Source organism: Gemella massiliensis, from assembly GCF_900120125.1.
Taxonomy (GTDB): Bacteria; Bacillota; Bacilli; order Staphylococcales; family Gemellaceae; genus Gemella; species Gemella massiliensis.
The window spans coordinates 401,278-422,519 of the sequence record NZ_LT635546.1; the positions used below are offsets into that span (position 1 = coordinate 401,278).

The following is a 21,242-nucleotide window of genomic DNA, read 5'->3' on the forward strand; positions in this document are numbered from 1 at the left end:
TAAAAGTATGCAAATAAGGAGATAAAACTTATGGATATAGAAAAATTTGTTAAAAAGTATAGTGTAGAACGTCGAAATACCGATTCATTGAAATGGGATGCCTTAGAAGAAAAATTTGGTAACTCAAATTTATTAGCGTTATGGGTAGCCGATATGGAGTTTAAAACACCGGAGTGTGTAAGAAAAACCCTGAAAAATAGGGTAGAGCATGGTGTATTTGGTTATACAAAATTAAGTGAAAGTTATTATACCGAATATATAAAATGGCATAAAGAGCGTCATAACTACACGATAGAAAAAGAATGGATAAGATTTGCTCCCGGTATAGTTCAAGCTATATTGTGGATATTACACGCTTATACGAAAGAAGATGATAGTGTTGTTATTATGCCGCCTGTTTATTATCCTTTTTCTTTAATGATAAAAAATAGTAAGAGAAAACTAGTAGAAGCAAATTTACTAGAAAAAAACGGAAAATTTAAAATAGATTTTGAAACTTTTGAGAAAGTCATAAAAGAAAACAATGTTAAATTATATATTCATTGTTCTCCACATAATCCGATTGGAAGAGTTTGGACATTAGAAGAGCAAATGAGAGTATTTGAAATTTGTGAAAAATATAACGTTCTTGTATTATCAGATGAAATTCATCAAGATTTTGTTTATAAACCACATAAACAAATAGCAACACTATCGCTTGAAAATGGGAAATACATCGATAGATTAATTGTTGCAAATTCCGGTTCAAAAAGCTTTAATTTAGCTTCATTATGCCATTCTTCCATAATAATTGCTGATGAAACTTTACGAAAAAGATTTGATGATTTCGGTAAAAAATATTTAGCTGTAGAATCGAGTTATTTAGGGCAAATAGCATTAGAATCAGCCTATCGCGAGGGAAAAGAGTGGTTGGAAAACCTTAAAGAAGTAATTGAGTATAATTATAAAATGTTGTACAATGAATTTAAAAAGTATTTACCGACTGTAACAGTTTATCCGTTGGAAGGAACCTATTTAGCGTTTGTCAATTTAAAAAGTATATTAAACGGTAGAACAATAAAGGAATTTATTCAAGATGAATGTAGCCTTGCAATAGATTATGGAGAATGGTTTGGGAAAAACTATAAAGAATATATTAGAATAAATTTAGCAACGACACCGGAAAATATAAAAGAAGCTATAAGTCGAATAATAGAAAGAGCATAAGTGAGAATACATTATGAAATAGAGCGAATTTGATATTGTCAATTCGTTTTATTTGTTTAAGAGTATTTTACTATTTGATAATAGAACAATAATTTAAAGTATGGTATAATTAATAAGATTAAGTTGTGATAGGAGAAATAAATGAGTAAGAAAAAAATAGTATTTATGGGTACACCTAAATTTGCTGTTCCAATATTAGAAATGTTAATAGAAAATTTTGGTGTAGAGTTGGTTATTACTCAACCGGATAAAAGAGTTGGAAGAAAAAAGGTATTAACTGCTCCGCCGGTGAAGGCCATTGCTGAAAAAAATAATATTCCGGTGTTACAACCGGAAAAAATATCTAATGATAAAGAAATATTAAATGCACTAAAAAAAATAAATCCGGATATAATAATTACAGCGGCTTATGGTCAACTAGTGCCGGATAGCATATTGGAAATACCTAAGTACAAATGTATAAATGTTCATGGTTCTTTACTTCCAAAATTACGAGGCGGGGCACCGATTCAGTATGCGATATTAGAAGATCACCGAAAAACAGGAGTGACAATAATGTACATGGTAAAAAAATTAGATGCCGGGGATATGATTTCAAAGGTTGAAATTGATATTTTTGATAGCGATAATTATGAAACACTTCATGACAAATTGTCATATGCGGGTTGTGAACTATTAAAAGAAACTTTACCAAAAATATTTTCAGGAGATATTTCTCCACAAAAACAAGATAATTCTATGGCAACTTTTGCTAGAAATATTCTTCATGATGATGAAAAAATATCTTGGGAGGAAAATGCAAGAGTGATTTTTAATAAAGTTCGCGCATTAGATCCTAATGTTGGAGCATTTACATATTTAGATAAAAATATTTTAAAAATTTGGAGTGCAGAAGAGATAATTGTTAAAGAAAATTATAATAAAAAAGTTGGTACAATAGTAAAACAAGATAAAAAATTTTTATATGTACTTTGCGGAAACAATACGATACTTAAAATTAAAGAATTACAAATTGCCGGAAAAAAAAGAATGCCCGTTGTAAACTTTTTATCTAATATGAAAGATTATGTCGGAATAACTTTTGGTGATAATAATGACTAAGATTGATGCAAGAAAAATCACTTATAAAGTATTATATGATATTATATTAGAAGAAGGATATAGTAATATCACATTAAATAAATATTTTAAACAAAATTCTTTAGATGAGCAGGACAGAAGATTTATTAGTGAGATAGTTTATGGAACTATAAAAAATAAAATTTATTTAGAATATATAATTAAACATTATTCAAAGGGGAGAATAAAGCCAAAGGTAAAAATAATTTTGTTAATGGGTGTTTACCAGTTGTTGTTTATGGATAAAACCCCGAATTTCGCTATTATTAATGAAAGTGTAAAACTTACAAAAGATGTTGCAGGAAATATTACCGGAAAGTTTGTTAATGGGATACTTAGAAATATAGAACGTACTTTTAATAAAGATAATTTAAAATATAGAAATTTAGATGAACAATTTATTATTGAAAAAAGTTGCCCTAAAGTATTATTTGACATATTGGTAAAACAGTATGGAAAAGAAAAGGCAAAAAGCATAATTTTATCTTTTAATACGAAAAGTGAAAACAGTATCCGTTATAATCCGTTAAAAATATCTAAAGATGATTTATTAGAATTATTAGGTAATAACCCAAGAAAAAGTTATATTTGCGAAGATAATTTAATATTAACTAAGCAAAATTTAGATAATGAATATTTTAAAAAAGGTTACTATATTGTTCAAGATGAGGCTAGTTCTTTAGTGGCCTGCTCAATAACTGAAGACGAGAAGAAAAATTATAAAATTTTAGATACGTGTGCCGCACCGGGCGGCAAAAGCATACATATCGCCACTAAGTATTTTAATTCGACTTTAATTTCATGTGATAAATATATACATAAGTTAAGGCTAATTGATGAAAATATAGAAAAACTTGGCATAAAAAATGTTGTAACATTAGAACAAGATGCAACTGTTAGTAATGATAACTTTGTGGATAATTTTGATATAGTAATTTGTGATGTTCCTTGTTCCGGAATGGGCGTAATAAAGAATAAACCGGAAATAAAATATAAAATTACTGATAAATACATTGAAGATATCGCAAAATTTCAATATAAAATTTTAGAAATTAGTAAAAACTACGTAAAGGACGGTGGAATACTTATGTACTCTACCTGTACAATAGATAAAAGGGAAAACATTGAAAATATAAAAAGATTTTTAATGAAAAATAAAAATTTTAAATTAGAACAAATAACTCTAAAAAATAGTATAGTGAAGACGACCGTGTATGGTGTTTTAGAAATATTACCCGATGAGTATAATTGCGACGGGTTCTTTATTGCAAAATTAAGAAAAGTGGAGGAAAAATGTTAATTTCGGATTTTAAAGGTTACAAGAAGTCAAGATGGCTTAAAGATTTTGAGAAAATGTCAATTTATTCTTTGAGATTAGATCAATTAGAAGAGTATTTTCTTAGTATTGGTGAAAAAAAATTTAGAGCTAAACAAGTATTTGATTGGCTATACAAAAAAAGAGTTACTGATTTTTCCTTAATGAAAAATTTACCTAAAAATTTGCAAGAAAAGTTAAATGAAGAATTTCAAATAACAACCTTGAAAACTATTATTAAGCAAGAATCAACAGATGGAACAATGAAATTTTTATTTGAACTACAAGACAAATATACTATCGAAAGTGTTTTAATGAAAAATAAATATGGTAATTCTCTATGTGTAACAACACAGGTGGGATGTCGAATTGGTTGTACTTTTTGTGCTTCAACTCTAGGTGGCTTAAAACGAAACTTGGAGGCCGGTGAAATTGTTTCTCAAGTATTAAAGGTTCAAAAAGAACTTGATAAACGTGGTGAACGAATTTCGAGCATAGTGATTATGGGTATTGGAGAACCGTTTGAGAACTATTCTGAAATGATGGATTTTATTAAAATAATTAATAGTAATGAGAGTTTTAATATTGGAGCAAGACATATTACAGTTTCTACGTCAGGTATTGTTCCTAAAATATACGATTTTGCGAATGAAAATATTCAAATTAATTTTGCCGTTTCACTTCATGCACCGACAAATGAATTAAGAAGTAAGATAATGCCGGTAAATAGAGCATATAGTATTGATAAATTAATGGAAGCATTAAAGTATTATCAAAAAACAACAAATCGTCGAATAACTTTTGAGTATGGGCTTATGGGTAGAGTTAATGACCAAAAAGAACATGCGGAAAAATTATCAGAAATAATTAGAGAATTAAACTGTCATGTCAATTTAATTCCAATAAATTATGTTCCGGAAAGAAATTATGTAAGAACAAGTAAAAATGATATTTTTGCTTTTGAAAAAGTATTGAAGAAAAATAGGGTTAATGTAACGATAAGAAGAACTCAAGGAGATGATATTGACGCTGCTTGTGGTCAATTACGTGCAAAAGAACGTAAAGATGAGGTAGAAGGAGGAATCCCAGATGCCACTAGTATATTCGTATAATAGTAATAAGGGTAGAAAAACAAAAAATGAAGATGCCGTAAGTGTTGTAAAGAATAGTAAAGGTGATGCATTAGCTATTATTTGTGACGGTGTCGGTAGCCATAGTAATGCTGCATATTCCAGCAATTATATTGTCACAACTTTGGAAAAAGAGTGGCAAAATATGTCTTTTGCTAATTTTAAAAATATGAAAAATTGGCTTTATGATAAAATTGAAAAATTAAATATAGAGTTATATACAAAATCTAAAAAAAGTAGTAAAAAAATGGGAACAACTATTGTTGTAGTAGCTACTTTCAAAGAAGAAGTTGTAGTTTATAATATCGGTGATAGTAGAGCATATGGTGTAACAATAGATAATGATATGAAATTATTGACTATAGATGATTCTTTTGTCGGTGCATTAATTAATGCCGGAGCAATTACAGAAGAAGAGGCAAAAAATCATCCGGAAAAACATATTTTAACACAAGCTTTGGCAACAAGAGAAAAGATAAATCTCCATACTTATACTGATACATTAGAAAAATTCGATTATTTTTTAATATGTTCTGATGGGTTATCTAATATGATAGAAACTGATGAAATAAAAAATATAATTAGAAATGAAGAATTATCTGACAGCATAGAGAAATTAATTAATTTAAGTGTAGAACGTGGTGGCATTGATAATATTTCAGTGGCAATCATAAAAAATCTAAGGGGTGGCAATAATGATTAATAAAATGATATGCAATCGCTACAAAGTATTGGATCATCTCGGAACCGGAGGAATGGCAACTGTTTGGCTAGGTTACGATACAATTTTAGATCGTCAAGTTGCGATTAAAACTTTTAAAATAGATGCAAACGACAAAGATGCGGTAAAAAGATTTAATAGGGAAGCGAAGGCTGTTACCAGTTTATCACATCCTAATATCGTTTCGATATATGATGTAGAAAATGAAGGCGATTTTTATTATTTAATGCTTGAATATGTAGAAGGTATGACTTTGAAAGATTATATGATGAAAAATCCGAAAATACCGATTGATACGATTATTTATATTGCTAAGCAAATTGCTGACGGATTAAGCCACGCTCATCAAAACGGCATTATTCATCGTGATATTAAACCGCAAAATATACTCATGAAACCGGATCTTACATGTAAAATTACAGATTTTGGAATAGCACGTGCTTATGGAGATACTACACTTACTCAAACTAATCAAATGTTAGGTACAGTTTATTATCTTTCACCGGAGCAAGCGCGGGGTAATGTAGCAACAGCACAAAGTGATATTTATTCTCTTGGTATTCTAATTTTCGAGATGATAACAGGACAAATTCCATTTAAAGGTGAGTCAGCGGTTGCGATAGCACTTAAACATCTTCAAGAGGAACTTCCGGATATTGATAAATATCGTGATAATGTACCGCAAAGTGTAAAAAATATTGTCCTTCAAGCTACAATGAAAAATCCTAACGAACGCTATATTAGTTCTAAAGAATTAGCACAGGATATTTCTACTTGCCTGAGCCCTGAAAGATTAAATGAAAATAAGTATGTCGGATTTAAAATTCCAACTGATGAAAATCAACATTTTAATCAAACCCAGTATATTGACAGTAGAAACATAGAACCTTACTATGAAGAACAATATCAACCGGATGAATATTATGATAATTATGAAGATGACAACAGAACTAATCATAATAATAAAAAAAATAGCTATAATAATGTTGGAAAAAATAAAAAAGAATCATCTAAAGGGAAGCATATTATTCTGGCGTTATTAGCAATAATACTTATAGCTGTAGGTTCATTTTTTGCTTATAATTATATAGTAGGTGCAGACAGTGTTTCAGCACCCGATGTTAAAAATCAAACATTAGATGAAGCAAAAGTTACAATAGAAAAAGCCGGCTTGGAAGTTGGAGATATAACAAAGGTAGCCAGTGATGAAATTAAAGAAAATACGGTAATTGACAGTGATCCTAAAGCCGGTAAAAAAGTTAGAAAAGGTACGAAAGTGGATTTACGGGTTTCTTCGGGAAAAACTACGGTTGATATGCCGAATTTTATCGGAATGGATGAAGAAACGGTTAAACGTAATGTATCAAAATTAGGCTTTAAGAATGTCACCGTAGAAAAAGTAGCAAGCGACAGGTATGATAGTGGCAAAGTCGTTGCACAAAGTATTCCTGCCGGAACACAAATAGTTCCGAAAGAAAAAGAGCTTATTATTCAAGTATCAACAGGTAAGAAAAAAGTTAGTATGCCTAATTTAGTAGGTATTTCGCGTGCTGAGGCAAAAAGTATTATTGATACTTATGGTTTTAGAAGTGTTTCTTATAAAGAAGAATATTCAGATAAAGAGAAAGAAGGCACAGTTATTTCTCAAAGTATTCGAAGTGGTTCAAGCATTATTCCAAGTGAGGAAATATTAGAGATTATTGTTTCAAAAGGAAAAGAAGAAACTAATAAAGGTAATAATATTTCAGATCAGAATAATAAAAATAATAATAACTCGGAAAATTCAAATAATACTCCAGGGAATAATTCATCGGGTAATTAAAAAAGAAGTGACCTAGAAAAAACATTCATAATTTAATTTAGGTACAGCAGTTTATCAGTGTTCAAATTTATTTTTCAAATATTTTTGAATATCTTATAAATCTTACGGGAGTGACTTTTAAAAAATTATTTTTTGAAATCATGATTTTAAAGGCGCTCCCATTTTTAAAAATAAAATTTTATGGTGAAAAAATGAATACAACATTAGAAAAAAAATTAGAGTTGCTTCCTAATAATCCGGGGTGTTATTTATATAAAAATAATATTGGAGAGATTATTTACGTAGGAAAAGCAAAAAATTTGAAAAATAGAGTGAAAAGTTATTTTACAGGAAGTCATAATAAGAAAACTCAGATGTTGGTAGCTAAGATAGATGATTTAGAATATATAATCGTTAACTCTGAAAAAGAGGCATTGCTTCTGGAAAACAATTTAATAAAAAAATATAAACCATATTTCAATATTCGTTTAAAAGATGATAAAACTTATCCATATCTTATGATAACAAAAGAAGAACATCCACGCTTGGTGTTAACTAGAAAATATAAAAAAAATAATAAAAATATTTATTTCGGTCCATATGTTGATATAAAATCAGCAACACAAGTAAAAAAAATTCTTGATAAAATATATCCATTACGTAAATGTAATCCTGTTGGGAAACGACCTTGTATGTATTATCAAATAGGGGAATGTATAGGCCCGTGTGCAAAATATGTAAGTCAAGAAGAATACAAAGAGCAAATATCTAAAATAAAATTATTTTTACAGGGAAATACTAAAGAAATATTAACGATATTAAACGAAAAAATGCAGAATTACATCACAAATCTTGAATTTGAGAATGCAGAAAAAATTCATAATTACATTAACTCGATTCAAGTGTCAATTCAAAATCAAATTGTTGCAGATGTAAATAATGTGGATAAAGATTATGTAGGATATTGTTATAACGAAGAATATATATGTATTCAAATATTTTTATCACGCTTAGGGAATATAATTGAGCGTAAAGTAGAATATTTTACCTTATATGATACCCCGGAGGAAATATTATATTCATATTTACTTCAGTATTATACATTTAATAAAGTACCGAAAGAAATTTATATAAACAACATTAATATTGAATTACTTTCTAAAGTTATTGAAACCAAAATTATTACTCCTAAAAGAGGTAATAATAAAAAACTTTTAACGATTGTAGAGGATAATGCTAACTATTTTTTAGAAAATAATTTAAAAATAGAAGAACAAAAAGAAATAAAATTACAGGAAACACTTAAAAATCTTGCAAAAAAAATCGGAGTAAAAAGTATCAATAGTATAGATGCTTTTGATAATTCAAATATTATGGGAATTGATGCTGTATCGGTTAAGGTGAATTTCACAAATGGAAAAAAGAATACTTATAATTATAGAAAATTTAAAATTAAGGAAACCGTAGGAATAAATGATATAAAAACGATGAAAGAAGTTTTATATAAAAATTATAAAGATAAGGTTACAGATACCGAACTCATCGTTATTGACGGCGGAAAAAATCATGTTAGTGCCGCTATTGAAATTATTCATGATAATCTAAATTTAGATATAAAAATAATAGGTTTAGCAAAAAACGATAAGCACGTAACAGAATATATTGTAACTGATGATTTTGAAATTATAGAATTGGATAAACGTTCATCAGAATATTTATTTTTAAAGCAAATTCAAGATGAAGTACATAGATTTGCAATTACATATCATCGTGCAACAAAAACTAAAAATATGTTTACATCAAAACTTGACAGTATTTCCGGAATAGGGAAAGTTAGGAAAAAGGTATTGTTAGAAACCTTTTCTTCATTGGAGGAAATAAAAAACTGCTCTTGTGAAAAACTTTATGATCTTGGAATTCCTAAGGAAGTTATAAAAAGAATAAAAGAGGAATTGTAAAAAAATAAAAAGTACGGATATCTTAATTTTTTGATTTAATACTATGGTATATTTTAAAAAATTATGATATAATACTATAAAAGATTAACGGTATTTAGGAGGCAGACTATGAAATTTTTATCTTTTAGATATGAAGATAGAGAATTGTACGGAGTAAAAGTAAAACGTGAAGAAAACGCTTGGAATTTAATTAAAATATTAAAAGAATTTGATAATGTTGATACAGTTCCAAAAATTTTAAGGGAAGCTATTGAAATTTATGGAGTTTCCTTTATAGAAAAAGTAAGAAAAGTGTTAAAACACGTTGAAAAATTAGAAACAGCTGAGGATTATAAAATTCCACTTGATAAAATTATCTGGCGTTCTCCTATAACAAGAACTCCGAAAAATATATTATGTGTAGGTCATAACTATGCAACTCACGTCAATGAACTTGGAGATGAATTAGCAAAAACTCCTAAAGATGTCCTTATATTTACAAAATCTACTACAGCCTTGGCAGGTAATAATGAAGTTGTCCCGTCTCATAAAGATATTACAGATAGTCTTGATTTTGGAGGAGAGCTGGCAGTAGTTATTGCAAAAAATGGTAAAAATATTTTACGTCCGCTAGTATTGGATTATATTTTCGGATATACAATTATGAATGATATTACGGCTACGGATCTTCAGTATAAACATGGTCAGTTTTTCTTAGGAAAATCATTGGAGAAATCTGCAGTTGTTGGACCATATCTTGTAACTAAAGACGAAGTAAGTTCACCGGAATCTATGAATATTGTTACTAAAGTAAATGGTGAAATTAAACAAAATGCTATGACTTCGGAAATGTTATTTAGAGTTGATGATGTTCTTGCCGAAATTAGTAAAATTATTGAGTTGGAAGCAGGGGATATTATAGCAACCGGAACTCCGGCAGGAGTAGGACAAGCACAAAAACCGCCACGCTTTTTAAAAGAAGGCGATGAGGTGAAGATAACCGTAGAAGGTATAGGAACATTGACAACCATTATAGGAGAATAAGAAAGGAAATGAGTTATGGCAAAGGCTAAATCTAAAATAAAAGATAAAGTTACCAGAATTGATAGAGAAGATACAAAAGGAAGACAAGAAGCAATAGCTAATGCGATAAAAGCTATTGAAAAAGAATTTGGGAAAGGTGCAATAATGGATCTTTCTAAAGATAATCCCATAAAAGTTGAATCAATTTCTTCAGGCTCGCTGGCGATTGATTCGGCTCTTGGCATAGGTGGCTATCCGAAAGGGCGTATTGTTGAAGTATTCGGACCGGAGTCATCCGGAAAAACTACAATTGCATTACATGCTATTGCAGAAGTACAAAAACAAGGGGGTATAGCTGCGTTTATTGATGCGGAAAATGCGTTGGATATAGAGTATGCTAAAGCGTTAGGTGTTGATTTTTCACCCGGGAAATTCTTTTTATCACAACCCGATAGTGGAGAACAAGCATTAGATATTGCAGAAAAATTAATTTTATCCGGTGCTATCGATATTATTGTTATAGATTCAGTTGCCGCTTTGGTTCCACAAGCGGAGATTGATGGAGTAATGGGTGCCTCACACGTCGGTCTTCAAGCACGTTTGATGTCACAAGCACTTAGAAAATTAACAGGAAACATTAACAAAACTAATACAATTGCATTATTTATCAATCAACTTCGTGAAAAAGTTGGGGTAACCTATGGAAATCCTGAGGTAACAACAGGAGGACGAGCACTAAAATTTTATTCATCTATTCGTTTGGAAGTGCGTAAAATTTCTGCAATTAAAAATTCCGGAGAGAATGTAATAGGTAACAGAACAAAAATTAAAATAGTTAAAAATAAAGTAGCACCACCATTCAAACAAGTAGAAGTCGATATTATGTTTGGAGAGGGTATTTCTAAACTTGGAGAGTTAATTGATTTTGGTGTTGAACTTGATATTGTAAATAAATCGGGTTCATGGTTCTCTTATAATGGAGAAAAATTAGGACAAGGCAAGGAGAATGCAAAAAAAGTTTTAGAAGAAAACCAAGAACTATACCAAGAAATTCGTGATGCGGTAAGAGCAGAACTTATGAATACAGAATCGGAAAAAACAAAAGAGCTTATAAATTCGAGTAATGATGAAGAAAATGAATTGTTAGAGGAAATAGATGAATAAAAAAGTATTTAAAATAGTATTATGGGTAATGATATTTGCAATGCTAATTGGTGGTTTTGCTTCAGCTATTGCAATATTTCTAAGATAAAAAATACCACAATATAAAATAATATTAATAGCTATAATTTGTTAATAATTATTAGTAAATTATACGGGGGTGAGTGGACGTTAGTGTAATACTTTCAACCTCACCTCTTTCTTTTTATGATATAAGTATAGGAGAATAAAATCGTGAATTTAATTCAAAATATGAATAATAATCAACTAAAAGCTATTTTAAAAACAGATGGTGCAGTTATGGTTATAGCAGGAGCCGGAAGTGGTAAAACTAGGGTGCTTACTAACCGAATAGCATATTTAATTTCAGAAAAAAATGTGTTAGAAAGTAATATTCTTGCTATTACGTTTACAAATAAAGCGGCAAAAGAAATGAAAGAAAGAATTTATTCACTAGTAGGAGAAACGGCTAAATTTATTTGGATAAATACCTTTCACTCAATGTGTGTACGTATTCTAAGGAAACATATTGATTTATTAGGTTATAATAAGACATTTACAATCTTAGATACCGGTGAGCAAAAAACTGTAATAAAAAATATAATCAAAGAATCAAATTTACCGGAAGATTCTTATCAACCAAATAGCATATTAAAAATTATTTCTAATGCAAAAAATAAAATGGTTACCTCTAAAGAAATGAGAGAAACATCAAAATTCGGATTTATGAAAAATGTAGCAGAAATATATTGTCAATATGAAAGATATTTGAAAAAAAATAGTGTTTTAGATTTTGATGATTTAATGCTGAAAACTATAGAATTATTTGAAAAAAATAAAGATATATTAAGTATTTACCAAAATAAATTCGAATACATCCATGTTGATGAATATCAAGATACCAATGTAATACAATATAAGTTAATAAAGATGTTAACAGCGATTCATAAAAATATTTGTGTTGTTGGAGATGATGATCAAAGTATTTACAGTTGGCGTGGTGCGTGTAGTGATAATATTATAAATTTTGAAAAAGATTTTGATAATGTAGAAATTATTTTTTTAGATCAAAATTATCGTTCAAATTCGATAATATTAGATGTAGCAAATTCAGTTATTAAAAACAATACTGATAGAAAAGAAAAGGCACTCTGGTCTGAGAATAAGGGCGGCGAAAAAATAACAGTTTATGCTGCATTAAATGATAGAGATGAAACCGATGATATTGCTAAGAAAATCACAGAGTTAAAACTTCAAGGAAATTCATATAAAGATATAGCAATACTGTATCGAGCAAACTATCTGTCTCGTTCTTTAGAAAACTCTTGTGTATCATTCGGTATACCGTACAAGCTGATTGGTTCATTAAAATTCTTACAACGACAAGAAATTAGAGATATATTATCTTACATGAATGTTTTGGTAAACCCAAATGATGAATTTAGTCTAAGAAGAATTATTAATACCCCTAAACGTGGTATAGGTGCCAGTTCCATAGAAAAAATAGAAAATTATGCTAGTGAGAACAATATTTCATTATTTCAAGCGCTTAAAGAAATTGAAAATATAAAACTTTCTAAGAAAATATCTACAAATGTTAAGTTGTTTATAAAACTGTTTGATAAATATTCGCAAGTAGAAGATTATACCATTGAAGAGTTAATTATAGGAATTTATAAAGATTCAGGATATGAAAGTATGTTAAAAGAATCTGCTGATGTCTATGCTGAAAGTAGAATAGAAAACATTTCAGAATTAGTATCATCAGCAAAACAGTTTTCAAGTATGAATGACAATTTAATTGATTTTATTTCTGAAATGTCGCTTACTTCTGATTCTGATGATGAAAATGAAGATGATGCTGTAACATTATCTACAGTTCATGCAGCTAAAGGTCTTGAGTATAAAGTGGTATTTATTATGGGACTTGAGGAAAATCTTTTTCCTTCTATTCGTGATGCCGATAGTTCAGAAGATGAAAAAAATAAAATGGAAGAAGAAAGACGCTTAGCTTATGTAGCTATAACTCGAGCAAAAGAAAAATTATTTATGTCATATGCCAATAGGCGTATGCAATTTGGTAATATAAAAATGAATAAACGCTCCAGATTTTTAGATGAAGTTCCCGGTAATTTAGTGAACTTTGAATCATCGTTTGGAGATTTGGAAAACACTAATGATAAAATACAAAGTGTAAATAAATTTGTAAGTAAACTTAGTCCAAAAATAAAAATTGATGACAAGCCAAAAATTAGTGCCAAAAGTGCGAATTATTCCGTTGGCGATAAGGTTAATCATAAAAAATTTGGAGATGGTGTAGTGGTAGAAATAAAACATGATAGTGTTAAAGTGAATTTCGAAGAAGTTGGGGTTAAGATACTTCTTATAGAATATGTGAAGTTGACAAGAAAGGGATAAATAATGCAACATATTAAAGATGAAATATTAAAACTGGTAGATCTTTTAAACAAATATTCCTATGAATATTATGTTGACGATAATCCGACAGTTAGCGATACAGAATATGACACTTTATATAAACAATTAGAAAAATTGGAAAAAAAATATCCGGAATATATATTGGAAAACTCACCTACAAAACGTGTAGGGGATGTTGTATTGGAAGAATTTCAAAAAGTTACCCATACTGTGCCTATGCTTAGCTTATCAAATACGTTTTCTATAGATGAAATTAATGATTTTGATGGTAGAATTAGAAAACTAATACCGGAAAATAAAATAGAATATATTTGTGAGTTAAAAATAGATGGTTTAGCAATATCTATAAATTATGAAAACGGAAAATTAATAGAGGCTGCAACACGTGGAGACGGAATGATTGGAGAAAATGTAACAGAAAATATAAAAACCATTTTTTCTATCCCTAAAATCTTAAAAAATAATAAAACTTTTGAAGTACGCGGTGAAGTCTATCTCCCGAAAAAATCTTTTGAATTATTAAATAATAATCGTAAAAAAAATGGAGAACAACTTTTTGCAAATCCGAGAAATGCAGCAGCCGGCTCTTTAAGACAATTAGATTCAAAAATTACCGCAAAAAGAAAATTATCAGCATTTATTTATTCTGTAGTCGGTGAAAATGATATTAATTCACAAGAAGAAGCGTTAATATTGGCAAAAGAATATTCATTTCCAATAAATACCAATTATAAATTATGTAAAAACATCACTGAGGTGGGAGATTATATAAAATATTGGGAAGAGAATAAGGATAATTTACCTTATGCTATAGACGGAATAGTAATAAAGGTTAACTCGTTTTCTTCGCAGGAAATAGTAGGTTATACCCAGAAAAGTCCACGTTGGGCAACAGCATATAAGTTTCCGGAAGAAGAACTTGCCACAAAATTGCTTGATATTGAACTTAGTGTAGGCAGAACAGGAATAATTACGCCGGTGGCTGTTTTAGAGCCTATTAATATATCGGGCTCTGTTGTTTCAAAGGCTTCTTTACATAATAAGGATATTATTGACGAATTGGATATTCATATTGGTGATATGGTTATAGTGAAAAAAGCAGGAGAAATTATTCCTAAAGTGGTAAGGGTTGTTAAAGAACTACGTAATGAAAATTCACTAAAATATGAAATGCCGAATATATGCCCCTCATGCAAGGAAAAAACAATAACAAAAGAAGATGATCCGTTTACACGCTGTGTTAATCCAAATTGTCCTGAACAGAATATTAGAAAAATAATTCATTTTGCCAGTCGTGATGCTTTAAATATAGAAGGTCTTGGTGATAAAGTGGTCGCTACACTGTATGAAAAAAAACTTATTCAACATGTTATTGATTTGTATAGTTTAACAAAAGAAAAAATAATAGATATAGAACGAATGGGCGAAAAGTCTGTTGATAATCTTCTAAATGCAATTGAAGATTCTAAAAATATTAGTTTGGACAGACTTATTTATGCTCTTGGTATCTTGAATGTTGGTAAAAAAGCTGGTAAAATATTAGCTGAAAACTATGGAACATTATTATCTTTTTCTAAAGCCACTATGGAGGAATTGTTAGAGCTTCAAGATGTTGGGAAAATTACGGCAGAGTCAATTATTGATTATTTTTCAGATGAAAATAATTTGAAATTTATTAGTGATTTAATTGCATTAGGAATTAACCCTGCTTATAATAAAGAGAAAATAAATGAAGATAATTTATTTAACAAAAAAACTGTTGTCCTTACCGGGAAACTAATCAGCTTAACACGTAATGAAGCTAAAGAAAGTCTTGAACGTTTAGGGGCAAAAGTAACAGGAAGTGTTACTAAAAATACTGATTTAGTAGTAGCAGGTGAAAAAGCCGGTTCAAAATTAAAAAAAGCAAAGGAATTAAATATTTCTGTAATCAGCGAAGAAGAATTTATAAATTTAATTAAAGAGGTGTAACTATGGATAATAAATTACCTTATAAAATTTTTGGTCTAGTAATTTTATTTGTATCTATAATAACATTTTTTATAATGAATTATAACTCAGTTCCTGTTTCATTTATATTTTTTACTGTAAAATTACCGCTAACATTATTATTTTTTATATGCTTTTTTATCGGGATAGGAATAGCTAGTTTTTATTGGTATTCAAAATATAAAACATTAGAAAAAAAATGGGAAAGAACAGAAAAATTATTATTTTCAAAAGAAAAATTGGAAGATGACTCTAATGATAAAAATAATAATTAAAGAGGTACAGCTAATATGGGATTGAAGTATAATTGGATTTATCCACAATATAATGAAAAATTTTTAGAAGAAGTTGTATCCTATAACATTTCAAATAATATCGGTAAAATATTAAATGCAAGAGGTGTTTCGACAATCGAAGATGTAAAAAAATATTTTTCTGATGAATATGAAGAAGGATATGATCCATTTTTGATTTATGATATGAAAAAAGCTGTTGATAGAATAAATCAAGCAATAAGTAATGAAGAAAAAATATTAGTCTATGGTGACTATGATGCTGACGGTATTACATCAACAGTACTTTTAGTAGAAACATTGATTTCTATGGGGGCTGATGTTTCTTCTTACATTCCTAATCGTTTTGATGAAGGGTACGGGCCTAACAAAGAAGCATTTAAAAAAATAATAGAATCAGGTATTACTCTTATTATAACAGTAGATAATGGGATAGCCGGCATAGAAGAAGTAGATTTTGCCAATAAATTAGACTGTGATATCATTATTACTGATCATCATAAAATTCAAGATACATTACCGAATGCTTATGCAATAATCCATCCGGAGCACCCTAAAGGAACATATCCTTTTAAAAAGTTGGCAGGAGTGGGAGTTGCATTTAAATTGGCACATGCACTCTTAGAGATTTATCCGGATTTTTTATTAGATTTAGTTGCCATAGGGACGGTTGCAGATATGGTTCCTATGGTTGATGAAAATAGAATTTTTGTAAAACAAGGTTTGGAATTATTAAATGAAGATTTGCGAATTGGAATAAAAATGTTGCTAGAATTATCCGGTATTACAACAAAAATTGATGAACAAACGATTGGTTTTTATATTGCACCAAAGTTAAATTCTATCGGAAGGATGGATAGCGCAAAACTGGGACTATCATTTTTAATGACGGAAGACATTGAACAAGCTAGACAATTAGCACGAAGAATAGAAGAGTACAATATAAATCGAAAAACAGTAACTGAAACAATTATCAAAGATGTTATTAATCAAATAGAAACAACAGGTAAAAAAGATAAAAATATACTTATGATAGCAAGTGAAAAATATCATGAGGGAGTTCTCGGTATAGTCGCTTCAAAAATTACTGAATTATACAATAAACCCGCTCTTGTTATGAAAGATAATGGGGGTATTTTAAAAGGATCGGCACGAAGTGTTTATGATTTTAATATTTATGATGCTATAAATAAAATAGGAAACTTATTTAATGCTTATGGCGGCCATACACTTGCAGCCGGATTTTCATTTGAAAAGAATAATTTTGAACTAATAGAACAAGGATTAGATAAAAAATATAAAGAATATGTTAGCACTCATGAATTAAAGTTAGATAAAAAAATTGATATTGTCACCCATTTAGAAGAAGTAAGTTATCAATTTTTAAGTTCATTGGATACACTTAAGCCGTATGGAATGGATTTTGAAAAACCGACTGTATTGCTGGAAAATGTCAATGTTATAGACAAGGTATATTTTGGTAAAGATAAACAGTATTTACGTTTAATTATATCAGATGAAACAAGTACCTTAGAATGCGTTAGTTTTAAAGATAATTCTTTATTTAGATTTGTTGAAAAAAATGATATAATTGATTTACTTTGTACACTGGATAAAAATAATTTTAACGGTCATACAAAGTTGCAAGCACAAATTATTGATTTAGAAATAAAAGAATTTTTATTTGAAGACTTAAGAAATACAACGTTCAACATTGATAATATTGAGACTGATAGTTTGAAAATATCTAAAAAACTGGATAATCCACAGAATAATTACTTTAAATATAAAGATATTTCCAATATAAATGGAGTATTTGATAATATATATTTACTTGATGTTCCACAATCAAGAGGTCAAATTCTGGAGCTATTAAAATTACAACCTAAAAAAATATATGTTGTATGTAAAGAAAAACAAATAATGTCAGATTATTATAAAATAGATAAAGCTAGATTGATTAAGTTATTTAATTTATTAATTCGTACTAAAGAAAAGAAAATTAATATAACAAAAACTTTGCAGAAATTATTGAATTTATTGGAAACAAATGTTGATAGTTTAAAAATAATGATACAAATTTTTCAAGAACTTGAATTAATACAAGTTATAAATAATACTATTATCTTAAATTCAAATTATGCAACAGTTAATTTAAGACAATCACCAAGTTTTGTTTCAATGGAAAATATTTTCGAAATGGAGAAATTATTTTTAAAAGAAAATATAATGATAATAAATAAAAAATTTGAAAATATATTATAATATAATATAAGAACTGAGAAATAAAATGAGATTTATTGAGGAAAACAGATTATGACAAAAGAAGAACGTGCAATAAAGTGGTTTCGTAATATACCTAATGCAGAATTACTTGATATGAAAACAAAAATGAATATATGTAGTAAAGTTGCAAAGAAAGTGATTATTATATTTTTGATATTATTTGCAGTGGAGTTCATTTTATTATTTATGATAAGTGACGGTGAAATTTTCAGTATCATGACAAATTTTCTTAATAATATTTCGGAGGGTAGTTCTACAAGAAATCGTTATAGAAGAGTAGCTTTTATAGGAGGGCTTATATGTTTACCTGTCGTAATGTTACCTTTAATTATTGCTCTGATATATAAGAATAAATCTCTTAAATCTGAAACAGCTAAAGCTACCGATCCCTAAAACTTGGACAAGTTTTAGGGGCTATTTTAATGAAATTAACAAATAAAAATAGAGTACAAAACATAGTAAAATAATACAAAACGGTCAATAGTTTTTATTTTTGGAACAACCTTTATATTTTACAAAAATTGAAAATGGTTGAGTTGGGGATTTTTATTTGGTTTTACAACTTGGTAAATTTGAAAAAAATGCGATTTTATCGTATAATATAGTGATATAGAAATATACTTTTAAATTGGATGGAGGGCAGTTGTGGAGATAGAAAAAATTATTCAAATTACACAACTATATGATTTTTATTCTGAATTACTTAGTGAAAAACAAAAACAGTATCTTAACGATTATTTTTTTTATGATTTATCACTAACAGAAATTTCAGAAAATTATTCAATATCGAAACAAGCTGTTTCGAATAATATTAAAAGAACGGTAGCTGAATTAGAACAATTTGAAGAAAAATTAAATTTAATTAAATTAAACAATGAACGATTATTTTTATTAAATGAAATAAAAAAAATAACTGATAACAAGGATATTTTAGATTACATTTATCAGTTAGAAAAACTTGAAAATTAGGAGCAAAAATTATGGCATTTGAAAATTTGTCGGAAAGACTACAAAATACAATAGCTAAATTGACCGGTAAAGGGAAAGTTTCTGAGGCGGATGTTAAAGAAATGATGCGAGAAGTTCGTCTTGCGTTATTGGAAGCTGACGTTAATTTTAAAGTTGTAAAGAGTTTTGTAAAAAAAATTAGTGAGCGGGCTGTGGGTACGGAAGTTATGAAATCACTGACACCGGCTCAACAAATTGTAAAAATTGTTAATGAAGAATTGGTTGAATTGTTAGGTGGCTCTAATGTTGAATTAAATCAAGGCGGGAAAATCACAACCGTTATGATGGTTGGACTACAAGGTGCAGGTAAAACGACAACCGCCGGGAAATTAGCGTTAAAAGTTAAAAAAACGATGAAGAAAAAACCGTTGCTTATTGCAGCCGATGTTTATCGTCCGGCTGCTGTTCAACAATTACGAACACTGGGAAAACAATTGGATATAGAAGTGTTTTATGTTGATAAAGATCCTGTTGATATTGTAAAAGAAGGATTGGAATATGCCAAAGAGCATTATTTTAACTATGTAATTGTTGATACTGCCGGTCGTTTACATATTGATGAACTATTAATGGATGAATTAAAAAATATTAAACAAGCTGTTACACCGGACGAAATTTTACTTGTTGTTGATTCGATGATAGGGCAAGAAGCTGTCAATATAGCTACATCATTTGACGAACAACTTGATATTACAGGTTTAGTATTAACAAAACTGGACGGTGATACTCGTGGTGGTGCTGCTTTGTCTATTAAATCTATTACCGGAAAACCGATAAAATTGGTTGGTATGGGTGAGAAGATGAATGATCTTGAATTATTCCATCCGGAACGTATGGCATCACGTATATTGGGGATGGGTGATGTATTGACATTGATAGAAAAGGCACAAGCGTCTATTGATGAAGATGAAGCAAAAAAAATGCAAGAAAAAATGATGAATCAAAGTTTCACATTTGAAGATTTTCTAACACAACTTGAACAAGTAAAAAAACTTGGTAGTATTAAAGATATATTAGGTATGCTACCGGGTATGGGTAAAATAAAAAATATAAATCTTGATTCTGTTGATGAAAAACAATTTGTTTATGTTGAAGCGATTATTAAATCAATGACACCGGAAGAACGTCAAAATCCTGATATTATCAGTGTTCCACGCAGAAAACGTATAGCACAAGGTAGTGGACGACCGATAAGTGAAGTACATAAGTTAATTAAACAATTTGAAGAGATGCGTAAAATGATGAAACAATTTGGCGGTATTATGAATGATAAATCAAAAAGAAAGGGACTTGGAAAAATGTTTGGTGGCAAACTTCCATTTTAGAAAAGTATGAATCATATAGTTTTATTTCAACCGGAAATTCCAGCTAATACCGGAAATATTGCACGTACATGCGTCGGAACAAATACACGATTACATCTTATAAGACCGCTCGGTTTTTCTATTGATGATAAGGATGTAAAACGTGCAGGTCTTGACTATTGGAAAGATTTAGATTTAGTCGTTTGGGACAGTTTTGAAGAATTTTTAGCTGCTACCGATGATAAATGTTATTATCTTATAACAAAATTCGGAGAGAAAATATATTCTGATTTTAATTTTTCCAACAGGAAGAATAAAGATATTTACTTTATTTTCGGGCGTGAAACGAAAGGGTTACCCAAAGATTTCAGAGAATTATATCACAAGCAAACTTTAAGAATTCCTATGAGTGATAATGTCAGATCTCTTAATCTTTCAAACACAGCAGCACTAATTATATATGAAGCATTAAGACAACAAAATTTTAATGAATTACATTAAGGAGATACT

At 29.1% G+C, this 21,242-nt stretch carries 17 protein-coding genes; all 17 read left to right on the top strand.

Annotated features, from left to right (window positions below; translation table 11 throughout):
- Positions 1 to 30: 30 nt before the first annotated feature.
- The 17 genes from BQ7358_RS06920 (at position 31) to trmL (ending at position 21,233) form a co-directional block, all read left to right on the top strand.
- Entirely contained in the window at positions 31 to 1,206 is a 1,176-nt protein-coding gene (locus BQ7358_RS06920) for a MalY/PatB family protein (protein WP_062173485.1), read from the top strand.
- A gap of 141 nt (positions 1,207 to 1,347) precedes the next feature.
- Positions 1,348 to 2,307 carry a methionyl-tRNA formyltransferase gene (fmt, locus tag BQ7358_RS06925; RefSeq protein ID WP_062173483.1) on the top strand — a complete coding sequence of 320 codons (960 nt, stop codon included), beginning with the start codon at positions 1,348 to 1,350 and terminating at the stop codon, positions 2,305 to 2,307.
- Entirely contained in the window at positions 2,300 to 3,625 is a 1,326-nt protein-coding gene (rsmB, locus tag BQ7358_RS06930) for a 16S rRNA (cytosine(967)-C(5))-methyltransferase RsmB (RefSeq protein WP_062173481.1), read from the top strand. The genes fmt and rsmB overlap by 8 nt, the downstream gene beginning before the upstream one ends.
- Positions 3,619 to 4,752 carry a dual-specificity RNA methyltransferase RlmN gene (rlmN, locus tag BQ7358_RS06935; protein WP_062173479.1) on the top strand — a complete coding sequence of 378 codons (1,134 nt, stop codon included), beginning with the start codon at positions 3,619 to 3,621 and terminating at the stop codon, positions 4,750 to 4,752. The genes rsmB and rlmN overlap by 7 nt, the downstream gene beginning before the upstream one ends.
- The gene (locus tag BQ7358_RS06940) at positions 4,730 to 5,473 is read left to right on the top strand and encodes a protein phosphatase 2C domain-containing protein (RefSeq protein ID WP_062173477.1); all 744 of its coding nucleotides are present in this window, start codon (positions 4,730 to 4,732) and stop codon (positions 5,471 to 5,473) included. The genes rlmN and BQ7358_RS06940 overlap by 23 nt, the downstream gene beginning before the upstream one ends.
- Positions 5,466 to 7,313 carry a Stk1 family PASTA domain-containing Ser/Thr kinase gene (pknB, locus tag BQ7358_RS06945; RefSeq protein ID WP_072520400.1) on the top strand — a complete coding sequence of 616 codons (1,848 nt, stop codon included), beginning with the start codon at positions 5,466 to 5,468 and terminating at the stop codon, positions 7,311 to 7,313. Before BQ7358_RS06940 ends, pknB begins: the two co-directional genes overlap by 8 nt.
- Before the next feature lie 191 nt (positions 7,314 to 7,504).
- Complete coding sequence (uvrC, locus tag BQ7358_RS06950) at positions 7,505 to 9,250, top strand: excinuclease ABC subunit UvrC (protein WP_062174737.1); 1,746 nt, start codon at positions 7,505 to 7,507, stop codon at positions 9,248 to 9,250.
- A gap of 108 nt (positions 9,251 to 9,358) precedes the next feature.
- Complete coding sequence (locus BQ7358_RS06955; RefSeq protein ID WP_072520401.1) at positions 9,359 to 10,273, top strand: fumarylacetoacetate hydrolase family protein; 915 nt, start codon at positions 9,359 to 9,361, stop codon at positions 10,271 to 10,273.
- Positions 10,274 to 10,288: 15 nt separating this feature from the next.
- Positions 10,289 to 11,416, top strand: a complete 1,128-nt coding sequence (recA, locus tag BQ7358_RS06960) for a recombinase RecA (protein WP_062173470.1) — start codon at positions 10,289 to 10,291, stop codon at positions 11,414 to 11,416.
- A gap of 231 nt (positions 11,417 to 11,647) precedes the next feature.
- The gene (locus tag BQ7358_RS06965) at positions 11,648 to 13,831 is read left to right on the top strand and encodes an ATP-dependent helicase (RefSeq protein ID WP_062173469.1); all 2,184 of its coding nucleotides are present in this window, start codon (positions 11,648 to 11,650) and stop codon (positions 13,829 to 13,831) included.
- Positions 13,832 to 13,834: 3 nt separating this feature from the next.
- Positions 13,835 to 15,823: an NAD-dependent DNA ligase LigA gene (gene ligA / locus BQ7358_RS06970; protein WP_072520403.1), complete on the top strand. Its 1,989-nt coding sequence runs from the start codon at positions 13,835 to 13,837 to the stop codon at positions 15,821 to 15,823.
- Between the two features lie 2 nt (positions 15,824 to 15,825).
- The gene (locus BQ7358_RS06975) at positions 15,826 to 16,116 is read left to right on the top strand and encodes a LapA family protein (RefSeq protein ID WP_062173467.1); all 291 of its coding nucleotides are present in this window, start codon (positions 15,826 to 15,828) and stop codon (positions 16,114 to 16,116) included.
- Positions 16,117 to 16,131: 15 nt separating this feature from the next.
- On the top strand, positions 16,132 to 18,399 hold the full coding sequence (gene recJ / locus BQ7358_RS06980; RefSeq protein WP_062173465.1) for a single-stranded-DNA-specific exonuclease RecJ: 2,268 nt from the start codon (positions 16,132 to 16,134) through the stop codon (positions 18,397 to 18,399).
- Between the two features lie 51 nt (positions 18,400 to 18,450).
- A complete protein-coding gene (locus tag BQ7358_RS06985; RefSeq protein ID WP_062173463.1) occupies positions 18,451 to 18,813 on the top strand; it encodes a hypothetical protein in 363 nt (120 codons plus the stop codon).
- A 252-nt stretch (positions 18,814 to 19,065) separates the two neighbouring features.
- Positions 19,066 to 19,389, top strand: a complete 324-nt coding sequence (gene ylxM, locus BQ7358_RS06990) for a YlxM family DNA-binding protein (RefSeq protein WP_062173461.1) — start codon at positions 19,066 to 19,068, stop codon at positions 19,387 to 19,389.
- An 11-nt stretch (positions 19,390 to 19,400) separates the two neighbouring features.
- Complete coding sequence (gene ffh, locus BQ7358_RS06995; RefSeq protein ID WP_062173459.1) at positions 19,401 to 20,753, top strand: signal recognition particle protein; 1,353 nt, start codon at positions 19,401 to 19,403, stop codon at positions 20,751 to 20,753.
- 6 nt (positions 20,754 to 20,759) lie between these two features.
- Positions 20,760 to 21,233 (top strand): tRNA (uridine(34)/cytosine(34)/5-carboxymethylaminomethyluridine(34)-2'-O)-methyltransferase TrmL, encoded by a 474-nt coding sequence (gene trmL, locus BQ7358_RS07000; RefSeq protein WP_062173457.1) that lies wholly within the window; start codon positions 20,760 to 20,762, stop codon positions 21,231 to 21,233.
- Positions 21,234 to 21,242 lie beyond the last annotated feature (9 nt).